Annotated in this window: 26 protein-coding genes; 13 read left to right on the forward strand and 13 right to left on the reverse strand. The window is 44.1% G+C overall.

Going from position 1 to position 24,699, the window contains the following annotated elements; translation table 11 throughout:
* Positions 1 to 12: 12 nt before the first annotated feature.
* Together NWF04_04035 and NWF04_04040 are read right to left on the reverse strand one after the other, a co-directional pair.
* Positions 13 to 837: an ABC transporter permease subunit gene (locus NWF04_04035; GenBank protein MCW4005750.1), complete on the reverse strand. Its 825-nt coding sequence runs from the start codon at positions 835 to 837 to the stop codon at positions 13 to 15.
* Entirely contained in the window at positions 834 to 1,772 is a 939-nt protein-coding gene (locus tag NWF04_04040) for an ABC transporter ATP-binding protein (protein MCW4005751.1), read from the reverse strand. The genes NWF04_04035 and NWF04_04040 overlap by 4 nt, the downstream gene beginning before the upstream one ends.
* Before the next feature lie 79 nt (positions 1,773 to 1,851).
* Here NWF04_04040 and NWF04_04045 point away from each other — a divergent pair, with 79 nt between their 5' ends.
* From NWF04_04045 to NWF04_04080, 8 genes are all read left to right on the forward strand, one after another.
* Complete coding sequence (locus NWF04_04045) at positions 1,852 to 2,358, forward strand: winged helix-turn-helix domain-containing protein (protein ID MCW4005752.1); 507 nt, start codon at positions 1,852 to 1,854, stop codon at positions 2,356 to 2,358.
* A 406-nt stretch (positions 2,359 to 2,764) separates the two neighbouring features.
* Positions 2,765 to 2,908 (forward strand): ribbon-helix-helix domain-containing protein, encoded by a 144-nt coding sequence (locus NWF04_04050; GenBank protein ID MCW4005753.1) that lies wholly within the window; start codon positions 2,765 to 2,767, stop codon positions 2,906 to 2,908.
* A gap of 242 nt (positions 2,909 to 3,150) precedes the next feature.
* The gene (locus tag NWF04_04055; protein ID MCW4005754.1) at positions 3,151 to 3,309 is read left to right on the forward strand and encodes a hypothetical protein; all 159 of its coding nucleotides are present in this window, start codon (positions 3,151 to 3,153) and stop codon (positions 3,307 to 3,309) included.
* Positions 3,310 to 3,352: 43 nt separating this feature from the next.
* Complete coding sequence (locus NWF04_04060; protein MCW4005755.1) at positions 3,353 to 3,886, forward strand: Hsp20/alpha crystallin family protein; 534 nt, start codon at positions 3,353 to 3,355, stop codon at positions 3,884 to 3,886.
* Positions 3,887 to 4,166: 280 nt separating this feature from the next.
* A complete protein-coding gene (locus NWF04_04065) occupies positions 4,167 to 5,138 on the forward strand; it encodes a DUF1508 domain-containing protein (GenBank protein ID MCW4005756.1) in 972 nt (323 codons plus the stop codon).
* A 247-nt stretch (positions 5,139 to 5,385) separates the two neighbouring features.
* Entirely contained in the window at positions 5,386 to 6,171 is a 786-nt protein-coding gene (locus tag NWF04_04070; GenBank protein MCW4005757.1) for a hypothetical protein, read from the forward strand.
* Positions 6,172 to 6,484: 313 nt separating this feature from the next.
* Complete coding sequence (locus NWF04_04075) at positions 6,485 to 6,697, forward strand: hypothetical protein (GenBank protein MCW4005758.1); 213 nt, start codon at positions 6,485 to 6,487, stop codon at positions 6,695 to 6,697.
* 356 nt (positions 6,698 to 7,053) lie between these two features.
* Complete coding sequence (locus tag NWF04_04080) at positions 7,054 to 7,569, forward strand: hypothetical protein (GenBank protein ID MCW4005759.1); 516 nt, start codon at positions 7,054 to 7,056, stop codon at positions 7,567 to 7,569.
* 118 nt (positions 7,570 to 7,687) lie between these two features.
* Here NWF04_04080 and NWF04_04085 read toward each other — a convergent pair whose 3' ends face one another.
* The 7 genes from NWF04_04085 to NWF04_04115 form a co-directional block, all read right to left on the reverse strand.
* On the reverse strand, positions 7,688 to 9,004 hold the full coding sequence (locus NWF04_04085) for a flippase-like domain-containing protein (protein ID MCW4005760.1): 1,317 nt from the start codon (positions 9,002 to 9,004) through the stop codon (positions 7,688 to 7,690).
* Between the two features lie 112 nt (positions 9,005 to 9,116).
* Positions 9,117 to 9,275, reverse strand: coding sequence for a lmo0937 family membrane protein (locus NWF04_04090; GenBank protein MCW4005761.1), 159 nt, complete (start codon positions 9,273 to 9,275; stop codon positions 9,117 to 9,119).
* A 690-nt stretch (positions 9,276 to 9,965) separates the two neighbouring features.
* Complete coding sequence (locus tag NWF04_04095) at positions 9,966 to 10,484, reverse strand: hypothetical protein (GenBank protein MCW4005762.1); 519 nt, start codon at positions 10,482 to 10,484, stop codon at positions 9,966 to 9,968.
* A 20-nt stretch (positions 10,485 to 10,504) separates the two neighbouring features.
* Complete coding sequence (locus NWF04_04100; GenBank protein ID MCW4005763.1) at positions 10,505 to 11,689, reverse strand: CBS domain-containing protein; 1,185 nt, start codon at positions 11,687 to 11,689, stop codon at positions 10,505 to 10,507.
* Positions 11,690 to 12,372: 683 nt separating this feature from the next.
* Complete coding sequence (locus NWF04_04105) at positions 12,373 to 13,191, reverse strand: DUF3463 domain-containing protein (GenBank protein ID MCW4005764.1); 819 nt, start codon at positions 13,189 to 13,191, stop codon at positions 12,373 to 12,375.
* A 336-nt stretch (positions 13,192 to 13,527) separates the two neighbouring features.
* Positions 13,528 to 13,731 carry a hypothetical protein gene (locus NWF04_04110; GenBank protein MCW4005765.1) on the reverse strand — a complete coding sequence of 68 codons (204 nt, stop codon included), beginning with the start codon at positions 13,729 to 13,731 and terminating at the stop codon, positions 13,528 to 13,530.
* Between the two features lie 95 nt (positions 13,732 to 13,826).
* Complete coding sequence (locus NWF04_04115; protein MCW4005766.1) at positions 13,827 to 14,123, reverse strand: hypothetical protein; 297 nt, start codon at positions 14,121 to 14,123, stop codon at positions 13,827 to 13,829.
* A 512-nt stretch (positions 14,124 to 14,635) separates the two neighbouring features.
* Between NWF04_04115 and NWF04_04120 the strand changes: the two genes are divergently transcribed.
* On the forward strand, positions 14,636 to 14,914 hold the full coding sequence (locus tag NWF04_04120) for a hypothetical protein (GenBank protein MCW4005767.1): 279 nt from the start codon (positions 14,636 to 14,638) through the stop codon (positions 14,912 to 14,914).
* Positions 14,915 to 15,026: 112 nt separating this feature from the next.
* Complete coding sequence (locus NWF04_04125) at positions 15,027 to 15,566, forward strand: class IV adenylate cyclase (protein MCW4005768.1); 540 nt, start codon at positions 15,027 to 15,029, stop codon at positions 15,564 to 15,566.
* Here NWF04_04125 and NWF04_04130 read toward each other — a convergent pair.
* Positions 15,560 to 16,144: a hypothetical protein gene (locus NWF04_04130; GenBank protein ID MCW4005769.1), complete on the reverse strand. Its 585-nt coding sequence runs from the start codon at positions 16,142 to 16,144 to the stop codon at positions 15,560 to 15,562. The genes NWF04_04125 and NWF04_04130 overlap by 7 nt on opposite strands.
* Before the next feature lie 340 nt (positions 16,145 to 16,484).
* Between NWF04_04130 and ppk1 the strand changes: the two genes are divergently transcribed.
* Genes ppk1 through NWF04_04145 form a run of 3 tightly spaced genes read left to right on the forward strand, consistent with a single transcriptional unit; the run spans position 16,485 to position 22,523 of the window.
* Positions 16,485 to 18,632 (forward strand): polyphosphate kinase 1, encoded by a 2,148-nt coding sequence (ppk1, locus tag NWF04_04135; GenBank protein ID MCW4005770.1) that lies wholly within the window; start codon positions 16,485 to 16,487, stop codon positions 18,630 to 18,632.
* Entirely contained in the window at positions 18,616 to 20,940 is a 2,325-nt protein-coding gene (locus NWF04_04140) for a YfcE family phosphodiesterase (protein ID MCW4005771.1), read from the forward strand. The genes ppk1 and NWF04_04140 overlap by 17 nt, the downstream gene beginning before the upstream one ends.
* Positions 20,925 to 22,523, forward strand: coding sequence for a Ppx/GppA family phosphatase (locus NWF04_04145; protein MCW4005772.1), 1,599 nt, complete (start codon positions 20,925 to 20,927; stop codon positions 22,521 to 22,523). Before NWF04_04140 ends, NWF04_04145 begins: the two co-directional genes overlap by 16 nt.
* 71 nt (positions 22,524 to 22,594) lie before the next feature.
* On the opposite strand, the gene NWF04_04150 is transcribed toward NWF04_04145, so the two are convergent.
* From NWF04_04150 to NWF04_04160, 3 genes are read right to left on the reverse strand one after another with little or no spacing between them, the layout of a single operon-like run.
* Positions 22,595 to 22,960 carry a roadblock/LC7 domain-containing protein gene (locus NWF04_04150; GenBank protein ID MCW4005773.1) on the reverse strand — a complete coding sequence of 122 codons (366 nt, stop codon included), beginning with the start codon at positions 22,958 to 22,960 and terminating at the stop codon, positions 22,595 to 22,597.
* A gap of 6 nt (positions 22,961 to 22,966) precedes the next feature.
* Positions 22,967 to 24,172 carry an ADP-ribosylation factor-like protein gene (locus tag NWF04_04155; GenBank protein MCW4005774.1) on the reverse strand — a complete coding sequence of 402 codons (1,206 nt, stop codon included), beginning with the start codon at positions 24,170 to 24,172 and terminating at the stop codon, positions 22,967 to 22,969.
* A complete protein-coding gene (locus NWF04_04160) occupies positions 24,165 to 24,695 on the reverse strand; it encodes a hypothetical protein (GenBank protein ID MCW4005775.1) in 531 nt (176 codons plus the stop codon). The genes NWF04_04155 and NWF04_04160 overlap by 8 nt, the downstream gene beginning before the upstream one ends.
* Positions 24,696 to 24,699: the final 4 nt, after the last annotated feature.

Below are 24,699 nucleotides of genomic sequence, written 5' to 3' on the forward strand. Positions count from 1 at the left end.
CACAGCCATGTCTCATGCGGGTTTAGATAGAATTTCTTCTCTTTGGAACATTTTTACTCCGACATAAAACACTACAGCATCCACCAGTATGAACAGAGCCATTATCAAGGCAAGCATCAGGGGTCCTAGAATCATTACGCCTGCGATTTGGGCGAAGACCAGTCCGAGTATGGGTAGGAGGAGTATGACGCTGATTTGTTGGGCTTCTTTGAATCCTTTGACTTTGGCGGATATGATAACAGTTAAGCCTATGCTGAATAGTGCTATGGTGGGGGCGACGCCAAATATGGTTAGGAGCCAAGTCAGGTTTGGAAGCAGCAAGGTGCCGTTGAAGAGGCTAAAAGTTGCGGCGTCCACCAGTATGGTGTAGACGGCAAAGGATACGAAGGTAATTATCATTGCGGGTATGAAGCTGACTAATATTTTTCCCATTAAGAGTTCGCTGTCAGATATGGGGGTGGCTAGTAGGGCTTCGATTGTTTTTCGTTCGCGTTCTCCTGCGAAACTGTCTGAACCCATTACGCTTGAAGCCATCACGGGGATGATTAGGAAAAACGGTGCGAAGAAGTAGAGTGTCATGATGTAGATTAGAACCTGCTGTGGGGACATTTGGGCGAGTTGCGCTTGGATGTCAAGGGGCAAATTGGTTATCAGTGCTTGGAAGTCGGTGTTGGTTGTGGGCATTTGAGATTCGGCGCCTGAAATCAGCACAATGGCGCTTGGCAAGACAACGGCAAAGATCAAGGGCACAATAATTATGGGCAAAAGGACTTGCCAGTTGCGTTTGACCTCTAACCAGTCTTTGCGGAAAACCAGCCAGACCTTGCGCATGTTCATGGGGTTTCCTCCTCTATCAGCTGCAGATACGTCTCTTCTAGTGAAGGCTGGAAAACGTTAACGAAAAGAATTTGCCCCTTTGCCTCCACTATTGCGCGCACCAGTTCAGGCGTTGCTTCACGGACATTCTCAACACTGACCTTAAGCATTGACGCCTGCGTGTCTGCCTCCACTTTTTGGGCTAAATTGCACGCTTTTACAGCAGCCACAATCTGCGGCGTAACCTTTACCAAACCAACCTGTATTACGGGTTGAACATTGGTTTTTCTGCGCAACTCATCAGGACTGCCTGTTATGACGCTTTTGCCCTTGTTCATTATTAGCACGCGGCTGCACAGTTTTTCAGCGTCCTCAAGATGATGCGTACACAAAAGTATGGTGCATTTATCGCGTTGGCTTAGCTGGGTTATTAGTTCGCGGATTTCTTTTGCTGAGGCGGGGTCTAAACCAGCTGTTGGTTCATCTAGAAACATCACGGGCGGCTTGTGGACGGTGGCGCGTACGATTGCCAGTTTTTGTTTCATGCCTTTGCTAAAGGTCGCCACTTTGTCGTTTCTGCGGTTCCATAGGTTGAAGAACTCTAGCAGTTCCTTGATGCGGCGCTGGCGTTCGGTGGCGTCCTCTATGCCGTAGGCTTCAGCGAAGAATTCCATGTTCTCATACGCGGTTAACCGTTCGTAGAGGCTTGGGTTTTCGGTGAGTATGCCTACTGATTGGCGCACTTTGAGGGGGTCTTTGGTGATGTTGTAGCCTGCAACGGTGGCGGAGCCTTTTGTGGGGGCAATTAGGCACGATAGCATGCGGATGGTAGTGGTTTTTCCTGCGCCGTTTGGACCCAGAAAACCGAAGACTTCGCCTTTTGCGATGTTCATGCTGATGTTGTCTACGGCGGTGAAGTTGCCGAATTTGCGGGTTAAGTTTTGTGCGTCAATCATGCGCTGCGTCTCCGTGGTCGTGTTTGTTGTATTTAGGTAAGCAATAACTATTTAAGCGATATGAAAACGTTTTCACAGCATGAAACTGATTAAGCTGCTGGACCAAGAAGGAACAAAAATAGTCGCAGACTCAATCAACCAAAGCATCCTGCAAAACCTGGTAACGTCAGACTGCTCCGTCTCAGAACTCTCCAGAACCCTAAACATCCCAACGCTGAAGCTTTGGAGGCGAATACAAAAACTTCAAAAAGCAAACCTAATCGAAGTCACAAAAACCACAAAAGTAAGAAATTTCGAACAAAAACATTACCGCGCCACAGCAACACAATACATCCCCTGCCAACACTTCAATTATCAACCAAAAGACCCCAACCTAAAAGCAGCATCCGAAATCTACGCAAAAATCCAAAAACAAATGATAACCGCAACCGCAGCCTTCGACAACATACCAGACAACACAGACCCCATCGACTACACACTATACGTACAAATGCAAACCTTCACCCAAATCTGCACAAACCCAGAAACCCAAACACAAATTGCCGACCTCCAACAGAAACTGTCAAAATTCAAGACCCCAAAATAAGCACTGCACTAATTCAAAACAGTACAGTTTGCACAACTGTTGTTTATGGCAAGTGCCTTTTTGGCGTATTCGACCAGCTACAAAAAATACGCCCACGATGAAGCGTTCAGCGACGAAGCAACTGTTTTCTTTAGAAACATGGGGCTATGGGCTTAAACCAGTTAAGAAGCCTACACCAGAATTTTTAGGGGTAACCAAAAAACTTTAGAAAACGGCACCCCATCAGAAATAAGCACATAAACACATATGTTTATAAGTTAGTATATACATAGTAGTATATGTGAATAAGCGAGTTGGAGTAATTAAAAACGCAAACAAGAAAACAAGTGTTTCGCAATCCGCTTATTGGAAGAACAGTTGACACGTGAAAAGCGTGCATAAAACTTGATAAAAACAGGCGTTGGATATGGGTCGCATCAGCGTGGATATACCCGATGAGTTGGAAAAGCAATTCAGACTAAAAACGGTAGAAAAATTTGGCGGTAAAAAAGGCGACCTCTCCCGCGCAATCCAAGAAGCAGTAAAAACGTGGATTTCAAAAAAAGAATAACCACATACCCCAAGTTACCGCCCACTAACTCCATTTTCGTATCCTTTCGTAGAAAGGCATTAAGGGAAAGCCAGCTAGCCCCGGACACTTGAAGGCTAAAGTCGCGTGAGGGGCAAAGAGCTGAGGTCCCCCAGGTTCAGAATGTGGTGTTGAAAAAAGTTTCCAAATCTTGTCATGATAACTAAAAGCAGCAGATTACTGGAGCTAGGTCAAGCAGCGTAGATTTTTATGGGGGTGAAAAAATGGTTGATAAAAACAGCAACTTGGACCTTGTATTCATGGATAAAGAGGGCAAGTTTTACTCGTTAGCCGATGTTGATAGTGCAGAGTTAGCAATTGGACTTGAAAAAATCTCCAAAGAAATTACAACAAGAATACAATTGCAAAAAGAACAAAGATAACGAGATTCAAATTCTGATAATAAATTAATCGAGGTTAAAAGAAATGATTAATGAAGAAGAAAAAAAGGCACCAGAAAAGGTAATCAAAAAAGACGAAGCCACAGCAAAACCTGTAAAACATGTTCCAGCCAAGCACGTTCCCACAGTTCACGTTCTGACGACATTTGACGATCTGATGGATAATTTTCGCAGAAATTTCATTGAAAATATAGCTTTTCCGATGGAGTGGGTAAGTCTGGAACCTGTTCGTGAGGCAACTTTGGACTTAGTTGATGAGGGAAACAAGTTTGTGGTGCATGCTGAATTGCCTGGCGTATCTAAAGACAAGATCGACGTAGCCCTTACGAAGGATGGCATCGAAATCTCAGCTGAAACAGATGTTGAAAAAGAAGACAAGGCTAAGAAGTTTGTTGTCAGAGAACGCGTTTACTCGCATGTTTACAAACAACTGGCGTTCCCCGAAGAGGTCATTCCAGAGGAAGCAGAATCCACATTTAGGGATGGCTTGCTTGAAGTTTGCATCCCAAAGAGGACGATTGCGCCCGCGCCTAAAAAGCATAAAGTGACAGTGAAATAGTTTGATACAGCAGCATTTTTGTGCTCATTCACTATTTTTCTGCAATATTTTTGAGAAACCACGCCACATACGCGAGCCTCGCATAGCGGTCACTAAACAAATTGGTACGCTAACGTTTGAAATAAACTGAACCTAAAAATAATTCGAAAGCGTCCAGAGGTGCTTCTGTACGGTGAATTAAAAATGGCGATGAAGCTTTGACTGTAGCTGGTGATTCACAGTTACACACCTTAAAATTATGCGTGTATGTTATAAATATGGAGTAAAGAGTGTGAAAACAATGGCAGGAAAAATTCTAATAGTTTATTCGACAAAAACTGGAATAAATGCAGCTGCAGCGTATACTATAGCTGAAGCTTTAAAGACAGTTTACGCTTTGGATGTGACTATCGTTGATCTTAAGAATGGTTCACCCGACATTACCCCATTCAGAAACATCATCGTTGGCGGTGGTGTAGACCGTGCAAACGTTTACAATGAAGCCGTGGATTTTTTGGAGGAAGACTTTTGGGGTAAGAATGTTGCAGTCTATTTCTCTTGTGAGGATGATGAAAATCCGAGAGCGAAAAGTACTGAAGACAACACAAAAAAAGTACTGACTAAAAACACGGCTCTCAAGCCCATTGATGTTGCTGCCTTTGGAGGCTGCAGGCTTAGCCAAGGAAGACCAGTCATGGATGAGTTAAACATGAATAAGGTAAGGGACTGGGCGATAGAGCTGGGAAAGAAGTTTACCGCGCTCGAACCAGAGCCCGTCGTTGAGGTAGCGCCAGTGGTTATGAAAACGCCAGCACCCACGCCAGTGGTCGAGATGCATACAGCGACGGAAGAAAACGAAGGAGTTTTCGAAATTATTTGTGATGCAGCTGACAGATTCCGTTTCCATCTAAAAGCCGGCAACGGGGAAATAATTGCTGTAAGCCAATCCTACGGGGCAAAAGAGTCAGCCATAGTGGGCATTGATTCAATAAAGAAGAACGCTCCAATAGCCAAAATCGCTGATCTCTCAACGACAGAAGGGGTTAAGACAAAGCAGGCAAAGCGTCCAGCCGGGATCGTCCAAGACCCGGTTTTTGAAATTCAATTCAATGCGCCGGAGAGGTACCGTTTCCATCTAAAAGCCGGCAACGGGGAAATAATTGCTGTAAGCCAATCCTACCTGTCAAAACAGGCAGCCAAAGGAGGCATAGCATCAGTGAAGAAGAATGCGCCAGCGGCCCCGATCGTTGACCAAACAATTGCGGCAACCTAAGCCGAAAACTTCCTTTCTTTTTCTTCTATTAGTACTTGGTTAGAGTTGCGAAAAACTGCGAAGGGGTTTGTTTAATTTCCTGTTTTTATGTTTTAATAAACTATTTTTAGGAATTGCAGGAAAAAGAAAGAGAAGCTATCATTGAAATCAAGATATGTTACCTTTTAATTGTCCCTCAAGAGCTTTTATTTTGCGAAATCGCGAAAAACTCAAATACAATTGGACGCTATAAACATTTGGTAGCCGCATGTCAAATGACGAAAACACCGATCTTTTGCTGGGTCTGGGCTTAACGCTTAATCAGGCAAAAGTTTACTTAGCAATACTTAAGTTGGAGAGAACTACAGCAGCGCAGATAGCTAAGTATTCGAAAGTTCGTCGGGAAGATGTGTATAGGGTTTTGCCGCTACTTGAAAAAATGGGCTTGGTCGAAAGGTTGTTGGGTAAACCGGTTGAGATTCAGGCGGCTCCTATTGTGGATGCATTAACTAAATTGGTGGATGAAGAAAAATCAAAGTCCGATGAGAGATTGTCAGGTATGAGGATTAAGGTTCAGAAGCTATCTATTAAAAATTGGAAGCACCCGCTCCCTGGAGAAGAAAGCATCTACATACTTATACCTGAAAAAAAAGCAATTTTGACCAAGACTTCAGAACTAATAAGAAACTCCCGAAAAGAGGCTGCTTTAGTTGCTGACAAGGGGAAAATCATTGCGTTTTTATCTTTGTTTTCAGATGAATTTAAGCAGGCAATAAAAAAAGATGCTCAGATTCGTTTAATTTGTGAAAGAAACAAGCCCGATCATGAACTTGGAGAAAGGGTGCAAAAACTCATTGGCGGAGTTTCGGTTCACGTAAAGTTTTACCGTGAACCCCTAAATCACTTCATAATGTCGGATGACAAAGAAGCATTGATTACCGCCTCCAAAGAAAGCGGACTAGGCGAAAGCACTTCCTTGTGGACGAACAACAGCAACCTTATTGGCTTACTAAGAGCAGGTTTTGAATCCGACTGGGAAAAAGCTGAAAACTAACCGTTGACTCTTATTTCTCCGGTAGTTTCAAGTCCACTTTTTTTCTAACACTTGGACCGAAGCGCGTTAATCAATTCAAAAACCGGCAAGAATCAGCGTATCGTTTTGTTTGCGTCCGCTACCGCTCTTGTTACTGGAACTCCCCAGTCACACACACTTAAGAACTCTGCGCACAATTAGGCACACAGGTTTAGCGGTGGAGAAAAGAATATGAAAAATAGTTTTGCCATAATGGAGTTTGGGCTAATCTCTTGCTCTTTTTGTGGCGAAATGGCTCGCGCGCAAACGGCGAAGATGACGGAGGTGAATGAGAATGACAGACAACGAGAAAGCAGTTGAAGTTACGATGGACAAAATGGAGGAAATTAGAAAGGCAATGGGGGACTTCAAGAATAATGTGGCTAGCCATCTAAAAGACGTACAAACCGACGTAAAGGATTGGCGTTTTGCAGTAGAGAGTCATGAAGAGGGTGTCACAGTTGATGTCTCCGTGAAGTTGCTCATCAAACAGAAAACGGGAAAATAGAGCTTAAAGTACGCAACTGATGATACTATGAAAATACGTCTTGAGGTATTTCGTCGGATTCTTCTCAAATTTCTCCCTATTTTCGGACGACTTCTCCCGATCCTCGCGAAATTATTCCCTTTATTTGAACGATTCATTCCTGTTTTTGTCTCATACTTTCTAGAGCGAGCATTGAGGGCATTGAAAACCGAGGGGTCAATTGATGATTACCGTACAAGAACCGTGCGGACTGGCAAGTTTCATTATAGACTAGACATAAGGCTCGTTTTGTCTGCAGAGCAGGCAGAAATCATATTAGATGACGTGGTAGCCAAAATACTTGGGATATTTGGTTGGGATAATGGAAGTAACTAAAGATGGAAGTAACTAAAGATTCTAAAATGGACAGGGTAGATGCTGAAATAGACGAAATAGCGCAAAGGCTTTTGTTAGAGCTTGAGGGCGCAAGTTCCAGGGATTTATCAGACGTTAGTTATGCAAAAAAGATTTTGTATTTATCAGACGTTCATTACGCAAAAAGGGTACTGCAACAGATAGGCAGTGTTACAAAGCTCCGCAGTGGAGCTGAAAGTGAGATAGAGAAAAGAGCAGTGATTAAGGTTCTGTTGTTTTCTACGTGGTTGCAGAGACTTTATTTCATCATAAGATCCTGCATGATGGGGCTGATAAGTTCGGTCGTTACATTCATTTTCATATGGTATGTTGGCTCAATAAACGCTATTACATATTATGTCTTTGGCATATTTGTGTTTGCGCTTTCGTTGGTTATAACAAGACTATTTGATGCACAAATAACCAAAGCTACAAAAAAGATCGTCGAACTCGTGGCTAATCATAGAACGGTTAGAGATTTTATCATGAACCACTTCTAACTGAAGAGTTGGCAGTCAAATCCTAAAAGGGCTAGGTATTGGACCGAACTGCAACCACCACGCAACGGCTCCACCCGAAGAAACTCGATGCTTATCTAATCGACAACTTTCTCACTTTTTAGAATCTTTTTTGGTCCTTGAAATCTTTTTTATCTTTATCCCTTTGTTCTTTGAAATCTTTTTCGTTACTATCGCTTAGTTTCTCGAAATCCTTTCTGTCACTGTCGGTTTTTTCTTCAAAATCTCTTCTATTAGTATCCCTTTGTTCTTTGAAATCTTTTTCGTTACTATCGCTTAGTTTCTCGAAATCCTTTCTGTCACTGTCGGTTTTTTCTTCAAAATCTCTTCTATTAGTATCCCTTTGTTCTTTGAAATCTTTTTTGGTTTTTTTAGTTTTCTCTTTAAAGGTTCTATTCGCTATCTTTTCGGCAATAGTTCCTATTCCATACATTTGGAAAAAGACGAAAGAAACCACCAATCGGAACCAGAAATTGGCTAACCCGGCCAACAGACTTGAAGCCTGCGCCAATGATAAGTTGATTCCAAGAATTCCGTAAAGCTGACTGGAAACTATTTGCGAAAAACCTGCAAGAGTTACCCCTTGTCCCCTGATATTACTAACCACAGTATTTGTAATCACAATCTTATCAACTCCAATTTGCGATCCTAAAGCAACAAAAACAAAGACCAACACCAAGATTTCAAAAACCCACGTTACAGATTGAAAAACAATGGGTTTTACCATAGCTTTTGGCTTTTTCTTAATCAACATTATTCCATCATGAAATTCAGTAATTTTACTTTCAAGTCCGGTAGTGTCGAACGGTTTAACCCTAATTTTTGCCATGGCCCCTACAAGCACTCGAAGAAGTCTTTTAGTGGCTGAAACATTGGTGCTTAAGTATACTATTAGGACAAGCGGTACCGCCAAAAAGACCATCATTAGCCCAATAGCTATCAACAAGAAACTATCTACTGAGTAATTTAGAAAGAGGAGAACAATGCCAATAATTAAGGAACATAAGACAACTACAAGTTCAAGAACATCCTTGATTATAACTGACGCTAGTGCTTTAGCTCCATCAACACCTTTGTCTTTACTTAACAAATAAGTCATGAAAAGGTCTCCCGCCAAACCGCCTGGAATAAGGCAATCAACGAAAGCCCCGACCCAGCTGAGATTAAAGATTCTTCTAAATGTTGTTTTCACTCCAACAACATCGAGTGTTGCTTTCCATGCCAATGCGTTAAACAACGCGTCCAATATGACGCATACAAAAGATAGAAGATAAATCGGGACGCTTACCCCGGCAATAACTACTGCAACTTCGCTCAAATTTGTGAAGAATAAGAAATAAAGTATGAAAACAACGAACCCAAGCCCTGCTATTAGACTGACCCCCTTTTTGAATGAGGGCTTATTCGGCATTGCCATATTTTCCCACATACTCTCGATTGTTAGGCTCCAGTAATCGCAGACAAATTGGTTTGCGCGCAATTCTGATTTTGTATTTCTTTGGGTTTTGAACTAAAAATGGAAATTTTGTTTATTTCCAGAGCTTTTTTCCAGTCAAAAGCCAAAAGACTATCAAGATTACGGCTATTACGAGCAGTATGTGTATCAATGCACCTATGCCGGGCAAAGCGAAGAAACCAACTAGCCAAAGTATCACGACAATAACTGCAATCGTCAATAAGGTGTTCATAATTATCTATCCCCCCATATGGTGACTACTTATGGTCACAGGCGGACTTAACTGTGTGTAACTGTGGGGCTACAGCTACAGGTAAACAGTTAATATTGTTGCTAACATGCGGACAGAACTTATTTCTAATAGCATGAGTATTGCACCGCCAAGGCTCCAAAGAAATTGCAACAAGACTGCAGTTGCAGAACGAACAAAGATAATGGATATTGCAATTATAAATAATAAATTAATCGCGAGCTTTGACAAGACAAAAAAACAAGCAGATCCCTAATGGTTCTTGTTGGAACTCAGAGGAAAACAAATGTTCAAAACAAAAAAGCATACGACCTATTTGAGACAGCTTCAGGGTTAGAAGAGGTAGATTTATCCTTTCTTTCTGGGTGGGTCCCAAAGTACCAAAGGCAGACGCGGTTATTGGCAGGTTTTTATGTCTGTCCATTGTTTCTTTGGTTGCTCTGATTTTTTCCTAAACCACTGTTATGTGCGCTCAACACAAATTTTAGCGTGCTTTCCATGAAAAATTCCCTGAATTGATTTTTCGCATTTAGTACACTTATACATCTTAACTCTGAATCACTCAAAATTCCATTCTTTATCAGGTTCTTTCATATGGGCTGTACAATTTGGACATTTCGGCATAATTAATCACTTCAAAGGTATTGTTACGCTTGTTATATATCGTTTTCATTATGATGTAACAGCAACTTTAAGCATTTTTTGTTCGCCGCGAAGGGCTTCCATGTACCCTTCGGCAGTCTGCTTTTGTTTTGTGCCTGGGTCCAAACCGTTGCATAATTGAACAAACGTCTTCCGCAACATCTCCGTATCTTCACGCGAGATCTTAAAAGGCAACTCACTCCCTTCATACGCAGCAAATATTGATGACAACCCCTCGATGTACCGTCTATTCTCTATGATGTTTTCACGTTTTTTCCTATAGGCTTTGAACCAACTTGAAACAGGTCTGCTTGTGATTCGGTCAATGCAGTTATTACACACATTTAGTCTATCCCCTTTTTCGCTTCTGATAACTGAAACATCAAAAATGGGATAGTTACCGCAAACATCACATTTCATATGCTGTGATGAAGCGAAATTGTCAATTAAACAATACGACCTGCCTTTATACTGAAAAGACCTAACACTCTCGATGCATTCAGGAATAGTTCGACTCAACGCCAGCAAAATATCATCTGTTTTTGCCAATTTGTTCACCAGCTACCGGGTTAGGTCAACGGAAATCTTCGGCGTAAATAGCCCTTTAAAAATTCTTGGTCATCTGCTAATTCAGTGCTTTTTACAATTTGACCCTCAAGCCTATCCAAAGCTACCCTAAACGTCTGTTCCACACCATAGCCTTCACCTGAACTGAAAAACGCTCCCTTCCTCGTTCTAAACTGCAGTCGACAATGAATCAACTGGTCACCCTTGAAGTTTGTACCATGCGTCTTCATATAGACAAATAGCGTGCCCGATTCCAAGTTATCTCCGTATCTATGAGTGAAAGATTCGAAGTCATCCATAATGGCGCCTCGTTGAATTTCATCAATTTCTACGTCTTTTACTGAAAACTGCACAGTAAGCCTTTGCACTGGCTGTTCCAGTTGAGCTAAAGGTTCAAGAAAATCCCGTTTAGTTATGATACCAACAGGTCTTCCTTTACTGATGACCACCAAAGAGGAAATTTTGAATTTGCGCATTTGCTCTTCAGCATCTCGCAAATTGGTTTCAGGCAAAACAGTGACCACCGGCTTAACCATTATTCCCTTGGCAGGAATACTCAAAACAGGAATTTTCTGACCCACTCTTTCGCCAAACCTTTGCACATGTCTAGGCTGAAAGACATTTTTAATAATATCTTGAATACCCACAATTCCCACAAGTTTTCCATCGCTAACTATGGGCACGTGAGAGATTCCCTCAGTTCTTAAAAGGCTCAGCACAGACCCTAGCGAATCATCTTCTTCAACGATAAAGGGTTTCTTGGTCATTATTTCTTCAACACGAGTGTTACCCCATTGCTCTAGTATAGCACCATGGATAACATCGTCGTCGGTAACAAAACCCAAGAGTTTCTCTTCGTTATAGACTGGAAGTTGCCTAATCTCGCTCGCAATCATCAACTTAGCGACCTTGCTAAGAGAGTCTTGCAGAGTAACAGCAGGCGCTGACCGCATCAAGGTCTTAACTTTGGTTCCAGAAACATTAAAACTAGACCGTGTTATCCATTTTCGAGAAATAACCCCTGTGTAACTACCTTTATCATCCAGGACCGCTAAAACAGGCGGCGTCTCTTCTTTGAAACGCGATAGACAAGATGAAAGCGTATCATTTTCGTGAACCTCTAAGAACCCTTTTGAAAAAATTTCTTCGACAATTTTAACCACAGAAAACACTTCAACACTATTCATTCTCACGGCTTAATTTAAGCATTAGACGAAATGAGGTTGTAGTCGTGCGAAAATAGGCAACAATTGCAACAAGAAGCAGTAAGCCGCTGGGCGTCATTTTCTTTATGACGTTTTGGTCAATAAGATAACTGTTACGTTACCCCGCAGTCTCAGACGTTAACTTTTTATATTGGGAATCTCGCTTCGCGGCATTCAATGGTAAGGCAGTAACTGTGATTTGCGGGGTTTAATTCAAGCGGATAAAGTTTCTTTTGAGAGCTTTTCCGCCAATTCCGCTCCCTTTCGTTGTGAGTTCGTATTGACGGCATACGTTATGCTCCGGGTATTTTATTTCGCCTTTCACTATGTGGGTTCTTTCAAGCACAACCAAATCGTGCTCAGTTTTGTTCAAATCACGCGGTTGTGTTCTTTCAAACGAAATTATTATATCCAGTTTCTCCTCCTTTGCCATCTTGAATAAAAGAGAGTTATAGCGATGCATCCCTTCCTCAAACTCGGCATCAAGTTTGCAATCTTTAAAAGCTACATGATATCAACATCATCTTTAGTTCTAAGGACAGAAACACCGACCCGAAAACATCATTCAAAACACGTACAAGAGTGTAGGCAATCAAAAATTTTAACTTACCGCTGCACACGGGTGTGTAGCGACTAAAAAAGAAAATGGCTAATAGGTCACAACTTCAGACGCAAATTCTAAAAGCCCAATTTGCGTAAGTTCGAAAATCCCGTGAAAGCACCAAAGAAGGCCCCACGTAACAATGAAGGCTACATTTTTGGCAGTTCTGGGTTTCTTTCCAGTTAACTGCAGAGATTGCCGTTTTGATGTCGGTTTCCAGAACTGAAACGCGGGGTGTATAGTCGTTGCGGACATAGCAGGGCAGAACCAGCTTTCCATCAGGACCTACATTAATCAGGGCCCAAGGTTTACATTTCAAGATTTTATCCTTTGTCATGACTTTAAAATAGCTAATTGAGTTCACAAGGGGGTATCCGCTCTTTTTCATTTCAACGAGTTTTTCAGCTATTTTCACAGTTTCTTTTGCTACGGGTGCGGGCATCGTAGCGCTACAATAATCATGCGCTATAGCCACTGATATCCGGGCATTCAATTCTTTGGCCAGCTTTATCATTCCTTCGATTTCATATAGGTTTTCAGCCATTATTGTTGTGTTGATTGTCACAGGAACTTTCTGTGTGGCTACCGTTATGCCGCGTATTGCTTTTTTGAAGCAGCCCCTAAATCCCCTTATCTCGTCATGGATTTTTTCTAACCCATCCAACGAAACGTAGACAACACCGTTTATGTAAGGTGATATTTCGTCTATTCTGGATTCGAGTAGAGTGCCGTTAGTTATTAGGCTTGTATGCAAAGGCAGAGAACGCGAAAAAGCAAGAATTTCAACCAAATCGCTCCTCAAAAGAGGTCCCCCGCCTTCAAACGCGATTCCGCAGGCTCCCGACTTGTAAATCTGTTTTAGAATTGCTTTTTCGCTCTCCAAACTTGAACGTTTTTTTCTCCCCCAAAATAGTTGGAAACTAGCGCCAAGCCTCCAAAATCAAGTAAACATAAAGGCATAAATAAGCACCGACAAAAACAAGTACTTGTCTCTTTTGTTTTAAAGAAAGGGGCTATTAGAGTTTATTCTTTTTTCTTGAGTTCTTTCTTTACACCCTTTCCGAAATCACTTACAGCGTGGGCACTTTTCTTAATGCCTTTGCCGATTGCTTCTCCTGTTTTTTCGGCGGCATTTTCAATTTTTTCTTCGCTTCAGGCATTCTGGTCATCTCTAACTAAAGGTCGATTATTGTGGAAGTAAGTATTTGTGATTGTGAGACTACAGCGGCAAACAGAAAGCCAGCTCAGCCTCTGTTAGTGGCAAGTTTGTATCGTCATCTTTGTTTTTTCCGCGAGATTTTCGCGGTCCTGTTTGTTGATCGTTAAGCTTGGGGGTCACTTTTTTATTCTCACCTGAAAAGCGTCTTTGTTGTCGCCTTCCACGGTCTTGCTCATTAATCGCTCCAGTTCCTTTCTCACGCATATTCTTTCACTTCAACTTTTTCAGTTTTCCTTTTTTTCGAACAAAGAGTTGAATGAATAATGCACTGTTTAAACTGCCGCCCATTAAGGCGTTAGTTATCTGTCTTCACTGTAGTCTCTATCCTCGTGGGCTTCTTCTTCTAAAGCCTCTTCGGCCTCTTCTTCACGCGCTCTTTCCATAGAACCTGCAGCTCTTGCTTTGTCTTCAGCTTCACCTTGTCGGGGAAAAACCTCATCCAACCAAGCTTCAAACTGTTTTTGACCTTCACGATTGGAAAAAGCCCAAGCACACAATTCACTAATGACCCCATTCAAATCAACTTGGTGATTGTCCGCCAACTGTTTAAGAAATTGCACCCACTTTGCAGGCAACACTACCGTAGAATTAACCATCTAAATCTTCTCCACATTTTCGGTAGGGATAACAGTCATTTTTTTCACTTGCTCAGTATTTATTGGATCGCTCTTAGGCAAATACATAGAAAATAACAAAAACGTAGCCATAAAGTAATACTCCTAAAAGGGAAGACACTCAAACTAAGATATAAACCATAGCAAAACGGCGATTAGCTAAAAAGCTGCTTAGCAGAAGGGTAGTTGCGTAAGAGATTATTTTGACTGATTGTGCGTTTGCGTTTATGCGCGTTATTCGGAGGAAGGCATATCAAAATTTTTAAAAAAAGAATTAATCATTATTGCACGCCGTTAGCTGTCGATTTGATTTGCTCTGAGAAAGAGGCACACCAATTATTCCAAACAATAGAAAAGACAGGAACTGTTTTCATCTGTACACGGTTTAGTACAGGTTGTTCTATGGCATAGTATAATTAAAAACGTGGTGTCAGTTTATCAGGATGAAAATGCGAAGAAAATCTTTTTTGCTGCTGTTGTCAACGTTTGTGGTTTTGGCAGTTATCATCGTGTTTGCTTTGGTTTTCATGGCTCCGCACTTGGGTATGGTGCCTGAAGAGATTACAGAGGAGCAAGCCGTTGAAATTGGTCGTAGCTTTCTTGAAGACGAAAATTATGTCGTAGGGGAGGTATTGTTTGCAGAACTGGAAGAGAGGACGCCAAATCTCTATGGGCACGGGGACAACAATTTGTCAGACCCACGTGAGGAAAAAGTGCTTTGCTGGGTTATCAGGTTTGAACACGTGCTGCCAAACGGCTACTTTACGGTGTAGATTGATGCTTCAACAGGCGCAGTTATTGAAGACACACAAACCAAATAGGTCGCAACAGCTAAAAGGCGCCTAAGCGGCTAGTTTTTTTAGGTGCTAAAGGGTTTGTTTGTGTATGCAGGAAGTTGAAGCGAAGATTTTGGGTATTGACCGCGGCAAAGTGGAGGCGCAGCTTATTGCGTTGGGGGCGAGCAGGGTTTTTGATGATGTTATGGAGGCTTTTTTTTATGATTTTGCTGATAGCTCAATTATCAAGGCGGGGAATGTTTTGCGTGTTCGTCGCGAGGGTCGCGAGGTGGTGTTGACGTATAAGGTGGTGTCGGCTACGGGTGAGGCGAAGGTTGCGCAGGAGCATGCGGTGGTGGTTTCGGATTTGGCGGCTGTGCAGAGGATTTTGGAGGCGTTGGGGCTGGTTTTGGTTGAGAGTATGCAAAAGCACCGTGTCAGCTACAAGCTCAAGGATGCCCGCTTTGACATCGACAAATACACGGGAAAATACAGTTACATACCCGAGTTCATGGAAATCGAGGCAGAAAACCCGCAGGTCATACACAGATACGCAGAGAAACTGGGTTTCAAAACCCAAGATTGCCTACCCTGGTCTACGGTGCAGGTAATCGATTACTACGCAGACAAGCAAAAGAAGAGTTACTGAGTGCCAGATTGCGTTTTGGCTGTTCGTGAAGCTGCACTGCTCGCCGTGGTTTTGCGGGGTCGACGAGCTGGAGCGGTCTTGGGTGTAGCGGGCTGTGACTCGGCTTTGGGTTTTTCGGCTGGTTTAGGTTTTGCGGGTGCTTTGGTTTTGTGGGGCGTTTTTGGTTTTGTGGTTTTGGCGGTTTTTTGGGGTGCTTTTTTGTTTGGGTTGTTCCAGATGGGGTATGTGCCGTGTTCTTTTTTGTAGTTGGATAGGAGTTCTTTTTGGGTTGTTTTTGGGTTGTCGCTTGGCAGCCAGCTTATGCATGCGGTTTCGATGTAGCCGTCGCTGAACAGGGCGGCGTGGATTTTTGAGATTTCTTTGCCGTTTAGGCTGCCGCTAATGTAGCCGCCGAAGACTTTTTTGGCGGGTTTTTTGGTGCGTCCTATATAGAGGATGTCAGATTGTGTTTGTCCTGAGAGTGACTTGTCAATTAATACAAAAACGTTGTTTGTTTTGCTGGGTAGGTTCATTACGCAGAGTTCTTTTAGGGGAGAGAGTTCAGTGAACCCGTGTTCTTTAAGCGTTTGAGAATTCATACGTGTTTAGTGTTTGATGCAGGATTTAACTTTTACTAAATAGACCACTCACAACTATAGATTCTATATTCACAGCACTTAATGATTGGCTACTTCCCCATATAGCCGTTGAAGGAACAGAAAATGAACACACACCCCGCGCGTTCTAAACACGAAATCCCCCGACGCGGCAAACCCAAAACCGTACAGGCTATTTTGCAAAGGAAGCGAGCCCGCTGAGCACAACCAGATTTAGCAATTGCACAAAATTATATAGAGTGAATTATAGATTACATATTGGGCAAAACTCTGCGGGGCAATTTCTACACGCAAAGTCTGATGTTTAAAAGAGGGAAATCGTTTGTCGAAAACAGAAAACGTTACTTCTGGCAGTAAAAAAATCCTCAACAAGGATAAGTCGCTTGATAATCCAGAGTACTTCATAAACCGCGAGTTAAGCTGGATACGATTTAACTCACGCGTCCTAGAAGAAGCACGCGACCCGTGGCATCCCCTCTTGGAGAGGGTGAAGTTCATAGCTATTTGCGGGAGCAACCTGGACGAGTTTTTCATGACCCGTATTGCTCGTTTGCTTAAGAAGACGCGTAAGGGCACGGCAAAAACGTCTAAGGACGGTATGACGGCTATGGAGCAAATCCAGGCTACACGTGCTGAGATACTGCCGCTGCTTGAAAACCATGCCCAGTGCTGGAGCCAAGAACTCATGCCCGCTTTGGCAAGCGAAGCAATCTACATCAAAAAATTCAAAGAGTTAACAGAAGAAAAAAAGCAGGCACTACGAGATTACCTAAAAAACACAATCTTGCCAGCCATGGATATACCCAAAAAACAAGGGTTGGATCCCAGCAAAACAGAGAACCTGCACCTGAATTTGGCAGTTCAAATCGATTCGCCCAAAAAGCAAACATATTATGTCGTGGCTGTTCCCACAGAAAAGTTTGACAGGCTAATACGCATACCAAGCTACGGCTACAGTCTTGACACGGACAAGCCAAACGAGGGCACAGAATTCTTTTTTGTCTTCTTGGAGGATTTGATAGCGAATAATTTGGATTTGCTGTTTCCAAAGAAGAAAGCGGTGGCGGCGTATCCGTTTAGGTTGACGCGAAACGGCGAGATTGACATAATTATGGATGAGTCTGCGGATTTTCTGGTTCGGGTTAAGAGGAGCCTTACGAATCGTAAGTCGGGGTTCCCAAGTAGGTTAGAGTTTGACAAGAACATGCCGCAGTCTATTAGGATAGAAATTGCCCAAGCCTTCAAGTTGCCCGATTACCTAACCTACGAGTTCGATGGTCCCTTAGGATTAGTGGATTTCTGGCAACTCACAAAGCTAACACGAACCGACTTAAAAGACAAAACGTTCCTGCCAAACATCTCACCCATACTAACCTCAGACGATGACCTGCTTGGAACCATAGCCAAACGCGACATCGTGCTGTATCACCCGTATGACGGCTTTGAGGTTATCGTTGAGCTACTGCGTGAAGCCGCTACTGACCGCTACGTGAAAGAGATATGCATAACCATGTACCGCATGGACCCCAAATCACCCGTGGTTGAAACATTAATCGCCGCTGCAAAACAGGGGAAAAGAGTAACGGCAGTTATCGAGTTAAAAGCCAAGTTTGACGAAGAAAACAATATAGTCTTGGCGTCGTTGCTGCGTGAGTCAGGCGTAAAAGTAGTTTACAATTTCCCCAACTTCAAAGTCCACGCAAAACTCTGCCTAATTGTTAGGAAAACCAGTAAGGAAACCACGCGGTTTTCACACATCGGTTCGGGGAACTATAATTCAGTGACGGCGAAAATCTATGGCGACATTGGTTATTTGACGGCGAACCCTGAAATCGGCAAAGAGTTAGAGGAACTGTTTAAGTTGCTGGTTAAGGGGAAGCAGGAAAAAGAGTTCAAGCACCTGCTTGTGGCTCCCAAATCGTTAAAACCCGAGATTCTTCGACGCATCAACAGGGAAATCGAGTTCCACCAAAAAACAGGCAAAGGCTACCTCGCGTTTAAACTCAACAACCTTGAAGAAACCGAAGTCATCCAAGCTCTTTACCGCGCATCCATGGCAGGCATAAAAATCGACCTCAACGTCCGAGGCTTATGCTGTCTGCGTCCAGGCATACCAGGAGTTAGCGAAAACATCTCGGTGGTTTCAATTGTGGGGCGTTTTCTGGAGCACGCACGAATCTACTATTTCCGCAACGGCAAAGAAGACGAAGTTCTAATCGGAAGCTCGGATTTGATGTTTAGGAATCTTAACGAACGCGTAGAAGTGCTCCTGTCGGTGCCTGACCCCAAAGTACGCCAAGCAATCTTGGACAACATGCTAAAGATTCACTTAAAAGACAACATCAAAGCCCGACGACTGATGCCCGACGGCACGTATCAGCGGGTGGAGCAGAAGAGGGGTGATGCGTTGATTAATTCGCAGGGGTGGCTTATAGAAAATCGAGGCATTTGGCATGAGCAGCAAGCCTAAACTTTTGGGCTACACAGAAGACGAGAGCTACTGCGCCTTTGGTGTTGACCGTCTTTCAAAGCTTTTAGAAGCATTAGAAGACCAAATCGGCGGCGTCATGCAAAGCAGCGATATCGAATACGTCCACAAAATGCGCGTTGCCTCCCGAAGAATCCGCGCCACCATGCCTCTTTTCCAGACCTGTTTTCCCGAAAAGAAATTCAAGAAGTGGCTAAGGCAAGTAAAGCAGGTAACGGGGCTTTTGGGGGAAGCTAGAGATCTTGACGTGCAAACCGAGTTCGTCAAGCAGTACAAGAAAACAAGCCAAGCCGCAGCAGAAGAGTTAAGCTTGGAACTTTTGCTTAGCGGCATCAGAACGCAAAGAGAGCGGATACAGCCAGATGTAGTTAAGGGACTTCAAGCTCTGCAGACTTCATGCGGGTTAGAGGAGATGCACCGTTTCTACGACGCCGCAAAAGAATACCTTGGCGAATCACAGTTTGAGCCCCAGCAGGTTAAAGAGAAAGCGCACTGGACAATTACTAGTCGCATAAATGATTTTGTAGAGATGGAAGAGTACGTTCACCAAGAAAACCAAAGCCGCAAACAGCATGAAATGAGAATCCAAGCCAAATGGCTACGGTACACCATGGAAACCTTCGCGCCACTGTACCCAAATAAACTCAAAGACGACATTGAAACCATAAAAGATTTCCAAGATGCATTAGGCGAAATGCATGACTGCGACGTCTGGACAGAACGCATCCCCAAATTCCTCGATGACCTCACAAACAAACCTGAGTTCAGACACGACAACAAAACCCCCCAACTCACAGCATTTCTGGATTACGTGAAAACCCAACGCAAAAAATACTACACCCGCTTTGTTGAACTGTGGGAAACCAGCAAACAAAATGGCTTTTTCGAACAGCTACAAAAGAAAACAGGTGAAGGCTTTCCCAGCGCAGACGACAAAATAAAGGAGCTAAAGCAAAATCCAGAAGCCAAAGTTGCGGTCATAGCAGATGTTCATGGAAACCTGCATGCGCTACAGGCAGTCATGGAGGATGCCGAAAAGCGCGGCGCCAACATTTTCCTAAATGCAGGTGACAGCGTAGGGTATGGGGCGTTCCCAAATGAGGTAGCCCAACTGCTTTGCGCAAAACAGGTGGTTAGTGTGGTTGGGAATTTTGACCTTGAAGTGCTAAGCAGGGACAAAAATACGAAGAAAGGGATCAAGGGGGTTGCGGTTGATTTTGCGAAAGAGCAGGTTGATGGTTCGTGTAGGGCGTTTTTGTTGTCGTTGCCGCGTGAGGTTAAGTTTGAGGCGGGGGAGAAGCGGCTGCTTTTGACGCATGGAAGTCCCCAATCAATTGAAGAGCACCTGCGCCCAGACACGCCACAGACACGCATAGAAGAGATTGCACAAAAAACCGCTGCCGACCTCATAATCACGGGACATTCCCATCAGCAGTACCTTCGTAAAGCGGAAGGCAAATTTTTCCTAAACCCCGGAAGCGTTGGGCGACCTGACGATGCAAACCCCCAAGCCGCCTACGCCGTAGTCACGTTCAAACCTTTCTCCGTGGAGCTGCTACGGGTCAGCTATGATGTCGTTGCCGCGGCGGATGCCCTACGAAGAAACGCTTTGCCTGAAAGTTTTTCGCAGATGCTCTTGAAGGGCGTTTCAATTGACGAGATTGCCAAGGAAGACCGCCTTCGAAGCGAGGCGTTGGAGAAGTCTTGTAGAGAGGTCGTGGCGAATTGTGAGGAGGTTGCGTGTGGGTACTGGGCTGAGGTTGAGCATCCAAAGCAGGTTAGGAAGCTTTCGCTACAAATTTTTGATGACCTTCAAAGCTTGCATGAGTTAGGCACGACGGAGAGGTGCTGGCTTGAATGCGCCGCCATACTACACGACATCGGCATGGCAAAATCCGCAAAAGCCCACAACAAAAACTCTATGCAGCTAATCCTAAACGACCCGCGCCTGCTTTTGCTGTCCACGCAAAGACGAATAATAGCCAGCATAGCACGTTATCACAGAAAAACCCTACCCAAAAAGACGCATTATAACCTGTTAACGCTCAACTCCAAGACAATTTCAAAGATACGGGTGCTATCAGGCATTTTGCGGATCGGCGACAGCTTGGATTACAGTCATGACAGCGTGGTGCAGAACGTGCGCGTAAGGGGTGAGGATAGGCGGGTTGTTGTGGAGGTGGCTGCTTTGGAGGAGCCCGTGTTGGAGCAGCAGGCATTTATTAGGAAGAAGGACTTGTTGGAGAGGGCACTAAAAAGGAAAGTGGTGCTGGTATGGAAACAGCCTTGAAGACGAAAGGCGAAGTTGTTGCCTTCGTAGATATAGGCACAAATTCAGTACGCCTGTTAGTGGTTAGGGTAAACCCGAACTTGTCGTACACGGTTATTAGCCGAGAAAAAGAGGTTGTCAGGCTTGGCGAGAACGAATTTGAAGATAACGCACTGCAGCCTCAAGCAATTGAACGCACAGTTTTTGTCTGCAAAAAATTCGCTGAACTCGCAGGCACGTATGGAGCCAAAAAAATCATAGCAGTGGGAACCTCGGCGACAAGGGAAGCAAAAAACAGGGACGAGTTCTTGCAAAAGCTAGTGGATGATGTCGGGTTTACGGTTCATGTAATCACAGGTTTAGACGAAGCACGGCTGATTTACCTTGGAGTCTCAAGCTCAGTGGATATAGGCGACCAGAAAGCCTTATTCGTAGATTTAGGCGGAGGCAGCACCGAAATATCCATCGGGGACCAACGCAGAATCTTCCATTTATCAAGCTTCAAGTTTGGGGCTATACGGCTTACAACCCAGTTCATTGGGGAAGGCTGGACAGGACCAGTTTCAGAAAAAGCGTACAAGCAAATCAAAAAAAGAAGCGCAGACGAACTGCAGGAAGTAAAAGCCAAAGTTCAAGAATACGGCGTACGACGAGCCTTTGGAACCTCAGGCACCATAATTAACCTTGCAGAAATCGCGGGCAAACTGTTTAAGAAAAACGATAACGGCAAAGCGCCGTCTTTGACGCGAAAGCATCTGCGAAAGTTGACGCCTATTCTTTGTTCAAAATCGCTTGAGGAGAGAAAGAACCTTCCAGGCATTAACACGGAGCGCGCAGATATTATCGTGGCGGGTGCGGCGATTGTGGATGCGGTTATGGATGAGTTGGGTATTGAAGAAATCGTCATAAACAATCGGGGTTTGCTTGATGGGTTGCTGGTTGATTACTTGTCCATGTTTGAAGGCTTCCAGCAGCTGCAAAAATCGCCCATACGAAAACGAAGCGTCCTAACTTTGGGCAGGTCATGCAACTTCGACGAGAAACACTCCCAAACCGTAGCCGACCTCGCACTACAGCTCTTTGACAGCGCCAAACAAATCGGACTCCACCACCTTGGAGACTATGAACGCGATTTACTCAAACACGCCACCATGCTCCACGACATAGGCGATTTTCTCTCGTTCAACGACCACCACCTACATTCGCATTACATCATCAGCCACGCAGACCTTTACGGGTTTGACAGAAAAGAAAAAACGGTTCTGGCAAACATCGCACGTTTCCACCGCAAGAAATTGCCTTCAAAGAAAGGTTTGAAGATAACGGGGTTAGATGATAAGACAAAGAGTGTAGTTGTGTTGCTTTCTGCGTTTGTAAGGTTTGCAGAAAAGCTTGACCGAAGCCACTGTGGCATAGTGAAGAAGGTTGAGTTTAGCAAGAAAGGAAAAGATCATGTGCTGCTTTCGTTTTACGCGGAAACAGACTGCAGTTTGGAGAAATGGAGCATCCTCCAAAACAAACAGGCATTTTACGAAGCATTTGGGCGAGAACTTGAAGTACGCTGCATAGTCGCTGCCGACACAGCCCAAACCGCAGCAACCTAAAACCACGTTTTTGCCACTGATTAAAAACCTGTTGTCACTACGAAAAGAAAAACAGCCAAGCCTAAATGGGGTTAGGTTACTAGGCTGCCGAGTTTTCTTGCGGCTTCATTTAGTTTTAGCAGAATAAGTCCTAAAGCGGCGTCGCGTGTGGTCATAACAACAAGCAAAACTTTTGGTCCTGCGCCTAAAGCGATTAGTTTAGAGTTTTCGCTTTCCACAATTACGCGGTTAGCGGTTCCGCCTTTTACTTCGGTTACGGCGGTTTCTGCGGAGCCTACCATGCTGGCGCTCATGGCGGCGAAGGTTTCAGCGTCTACATCTGGTGATGTGTCGGAGGCTACGAGTAAGCCGTCTCGTGTAACAACCGCAGAGGACTCTACGCCACCTACGGTTTTTAGTTCCCGCAAGATTGAATCAATCAAGCTTTTTGTAGACATTTAGGTTTAACTCCATTGTAGCAATATTTTGTCAAGTAGTATATCCAAGGCTTTTAGAACGGTTTCTTTGTCGCTGCCAACGGTTCCGACAATGGCGGTTTCAGGTGAAACGTTCATTTTCTTTCGGATTTCATCAGTAGACAAAGCATCTGGCAGGTCTTGCTTGTTTGCGGCTATCACGTAGGGTAAACCGTAAACGCCTGCTTTTTTCATCATCTCTTTTGCCCTAGTGAACTCTTCGGGTTTGGTGCTGTCAACAACCAGTACGGCGCCCAAAGCTTCACCGCCCATCCGCTCCAACACTGGGTCAAAACGGGGCTGCCCCACCGTACCAAACAAATCCAACGTGAACCCACGATGGTCAACATGTCCAAAATCCAAAGCAACAGTTGTTCCCATCCGCTGCACACTAACTGCCCGCGTAGACAAAGTATGTACAATTGTAGTTTTTCCCGCATGAAAAGGTCCGGTGACTAAGATTTTGGGGATGTAGCCTTTGACTCCGCCTGTTATGGTTTTGGTTATGGGTATCATTTTTGTGGCGACGGGGTTGCCTTGGTTTTTGGTTACGGTTACGACTTGGGTGGCGATTATGCGTTCAAGGGTTATGAGATCAACGATGTTTGGGAACAGGTTTTTTATGGCGTCGGATATTTGGGGTGGGTAGTTCCATTCGGTGTGTATGAAGCATAGGATTGCGTCGTAGGCTATGGCGATTTTTTTCCAGGTTTGGATTTCGTTTAGGATGGTTTCGCCTGATTCGTCAAGGGATGTGTTTAGTGAGTCGTAGACCATGAAGACTTTTCCTTTGCTTGAGCACTCTGAAAGCGCCTGCGAGACTACTTTGGATACTGAAGATGGGTCATAGGCGTTAGCAACCCCGTAAGACTCGCTGCTTTTAAGCCCAAACAAAGCCGAATAAGCATCCACAAAAAACAGTTTGCCATCCCGCTTAAAACCATCCAATGGCAAAGAAGCAGCTACCGATTCCTCCACAACCGAAGCAGGTGACTTGTTGTTCACAAAATACAACCCCACACCGCCGTCGTTTAAGCGGTTATGCAAAAACTGCACTGCCAAGGTGAACGGGTCAGCAAGCGGATGCGCCCTAAGTAAAACAGAAGACCCCTTGGACATGCCCCCGTCTAACAGGTTGTCTACGATGGGTACGCCCGTTGGGATTTTTCCGCTACTAAGGGAGGGGTCAAACATTGAAGATGCCTCGTTTTCTTTTTGGTTTGTATTTGCGCAGGTAGCTAAAGCTAAAGGAAATCCATTTTTTCATCAGGAATATGCCCCAGCAGATGCCAAGCAGGATTAGGCCTGTCATGCTGTAGAGTATGTGTTTGGAGGTTGTCCAGGGGTGGAAGTAGTTGTTTAGCCAGTACCAGTTCCATTCGACGCTTTCTGCGGGGAACTGTCCGTGCCACAAAAACCACAGGATGTCTTCGAAACCAAAGTAGTAGGGCAGCATGATGGTGATGACGACGAGTATGCACAGGTAGATGTTTTTGTCGCGGCTTTCTAGCCAGTACGACGCCACGGACAGGGCTGCTAGTGCCCAAAAACTAGCGGTTAGGGACATCCAGTAAGGTTCTGCCCAAGCCAAATCAAACTGCAAACCGTACTGATAGAGGTCGTAATGCACAATCAAATCTATCTTTGTCAAAATCAGATAGAACGCAAAGATTATAGCAAACCACACAAGCAGGTTTTGGCGTCTTACGTACTGCATAACT

The sequence above is a fragment of the Candidatus Bathyarchaeota archaeon genome, from assembly GCA_026014465.1.
Classification (GTDB): Archaea; Thermoproteota; Bathyarchaeia; order Bathyarchaeales; family Bathycorpusculaceae; genus JADGNF01.

Excerpts from the sequence above, each read along its gene's own strand:
- NWF04_04110 (MCW4005765.1), bottom strand. The coding sequence starts at position 13,731 with ATGCGTGAGAAAGGAACTGGAGCGATTAATGAGCAAGACCGTGGAAGG.
- NWF04_04145 (MCW4005772.1), top strand. The coding sequence starts at position 20,925 with ATGGAAACAGCCTTGAAGACGAAAGGCGAAGTTGTTGCCTTCGTAGAT.
- NWF04_04085 (MCW4005760.1), bottom strand. The coding sequence starts at position 9,004 with ATGGCAATGCCGAATAAGCCCTCATTCAAAAAGGGGGTCAGTCTAATA.
- NWF04_04125 (MCW4005768.1), top strand. The coding sequence starts at position 15,027 with ATGCAGGAAGTTGAAGCGAAGATTTTGGGTATTGACCGCGGCAAAGTG.
- NWF04_04070 (MCW4005757.1), top strand. The coding sequence starts at position 5,386 with ATGTCAAATGACGAAAACACCGATCTTTTGCTGGGTCTGGGCTTAACG.
- NWF04_04075 (MCW4005758.1), top strand. The coding sequence starts at position 6,485 with ATGACAGACAACGAGAAAGCAGTTGAAGTTACGATGGACAAAATGGAG.
- NWF04_04080 (MCW4005759.1), top strand. The coding sequence starts at position 7,054 with ATGGAAGTAACTAAAGATTCTAAAATGGACAGGGTAGATGCTGAAATA.
- NWF04_04090 (MCW4005761.1), bottom strand. The coding sequence starts at position 9,275 with ATGAACACCTTATTGACGATTGCAGTTATTGTCGTGATACTTTGGCTA.
- NWF04_04045 (MCW4005752.1), top strand. The coding sequence starts at position 1,852 with ATGAAACTGATTAAGCTGCTGGACCAAGAAGGAACAAAAATAGTCGCA.
- NWF04_04160 (MCW4005775.1), bottom strand. The coding sequence starts at position 24,695 with ATGCAGTACGTAAGACGCCAAAACCTGCTTGTGTGGTTTGCTATAATC.
- NWF04_04155 (MCW4005774.1), bottom strand. The coding sequence starts at position 24,172 with ATGTTTGACCCCTCCCTTAGTAGCGGAAAAATCCCAACGGGCGTACCC.
- NWF04_04130 (MCW4005769.1), bottom strand. The coding sequence starts at position 16,144 with ATGAATTCTCAAACGCTTAAAGAACACGGGTTCACTGAACTCTCTCCC.
- NWF04_04035 (MCW4005750.1), bottom strand. The coding sequence starts at position 837 with ATGAACATGCGCAAGGTCTGGCTGGTTTTCCGCAAAGACTGGTTAGAG.
- NWF04_04100 (MCW4005763.1), bottom strand. The coding sequence starts at position 11,689 with ATGAATAGTGTTGAAGTGTTTTCTGTGGTTAAAATTGTCGAAGAAATT.
- NWF04_04040 (MCW4005751.1), bottom strand. The coding sequence starts at position 1,772 with ATGATTGACGCACAAAACTTAACCCGCAAATTCGGCAACTTCACCGCC.
- NWF04_04050 (MCW4005753.1), top strand. The coding sequence starts at position 2,765 with ATGGGTCGCATCAGCGTGGATATACCCGATGAGTTGGAAAAGCAATTC.
- NWF04_04115 (MCW4005766.1), bottom strand. The coding sequence starts at position 14,123 with ATGGTTAATTCTACGGTAGTGTTGCCTGCAAAGTGGGTGCAATTTCTT.
- NWF04_04055 (MCW4005754.1), top strand. The coding sequence starts at position 3,151 with ATGGTTGATAAAAACAGCAACTTGGACCTTGTATTCATGGATAAAGAG.
- NWF04_04065 (MCW4005756.1), top strand. The coding sequence starts at position 4,167 with ATGGCAGGAAAAATTCTAATAGTTTATTCGACAAAAACTGGAATAAAT.
- NWF04_04150 (MCW4005773.1), bottom strand. The coding sequence starts at position 22,960 with ATGTCTACAAAAAGCTTGATTGATTCAATCTTGCGGGAACTAAAAACC.
- NWF04_04060 (MCW4005755.1), top strand. The coding sequence starts at position 3,353 with ATGATTAATGAAGAAGAAAAAAAGGCACCAGAAAAGGTAATCAAAAAA.
- NWF04_04140 (MCW4005771.1), top strand. The coding sequence starts at position 18,616 with ATGAGCAGCAAGCCTAAACTTTTGGGCTACACAGAAGACGAGAGCTAC.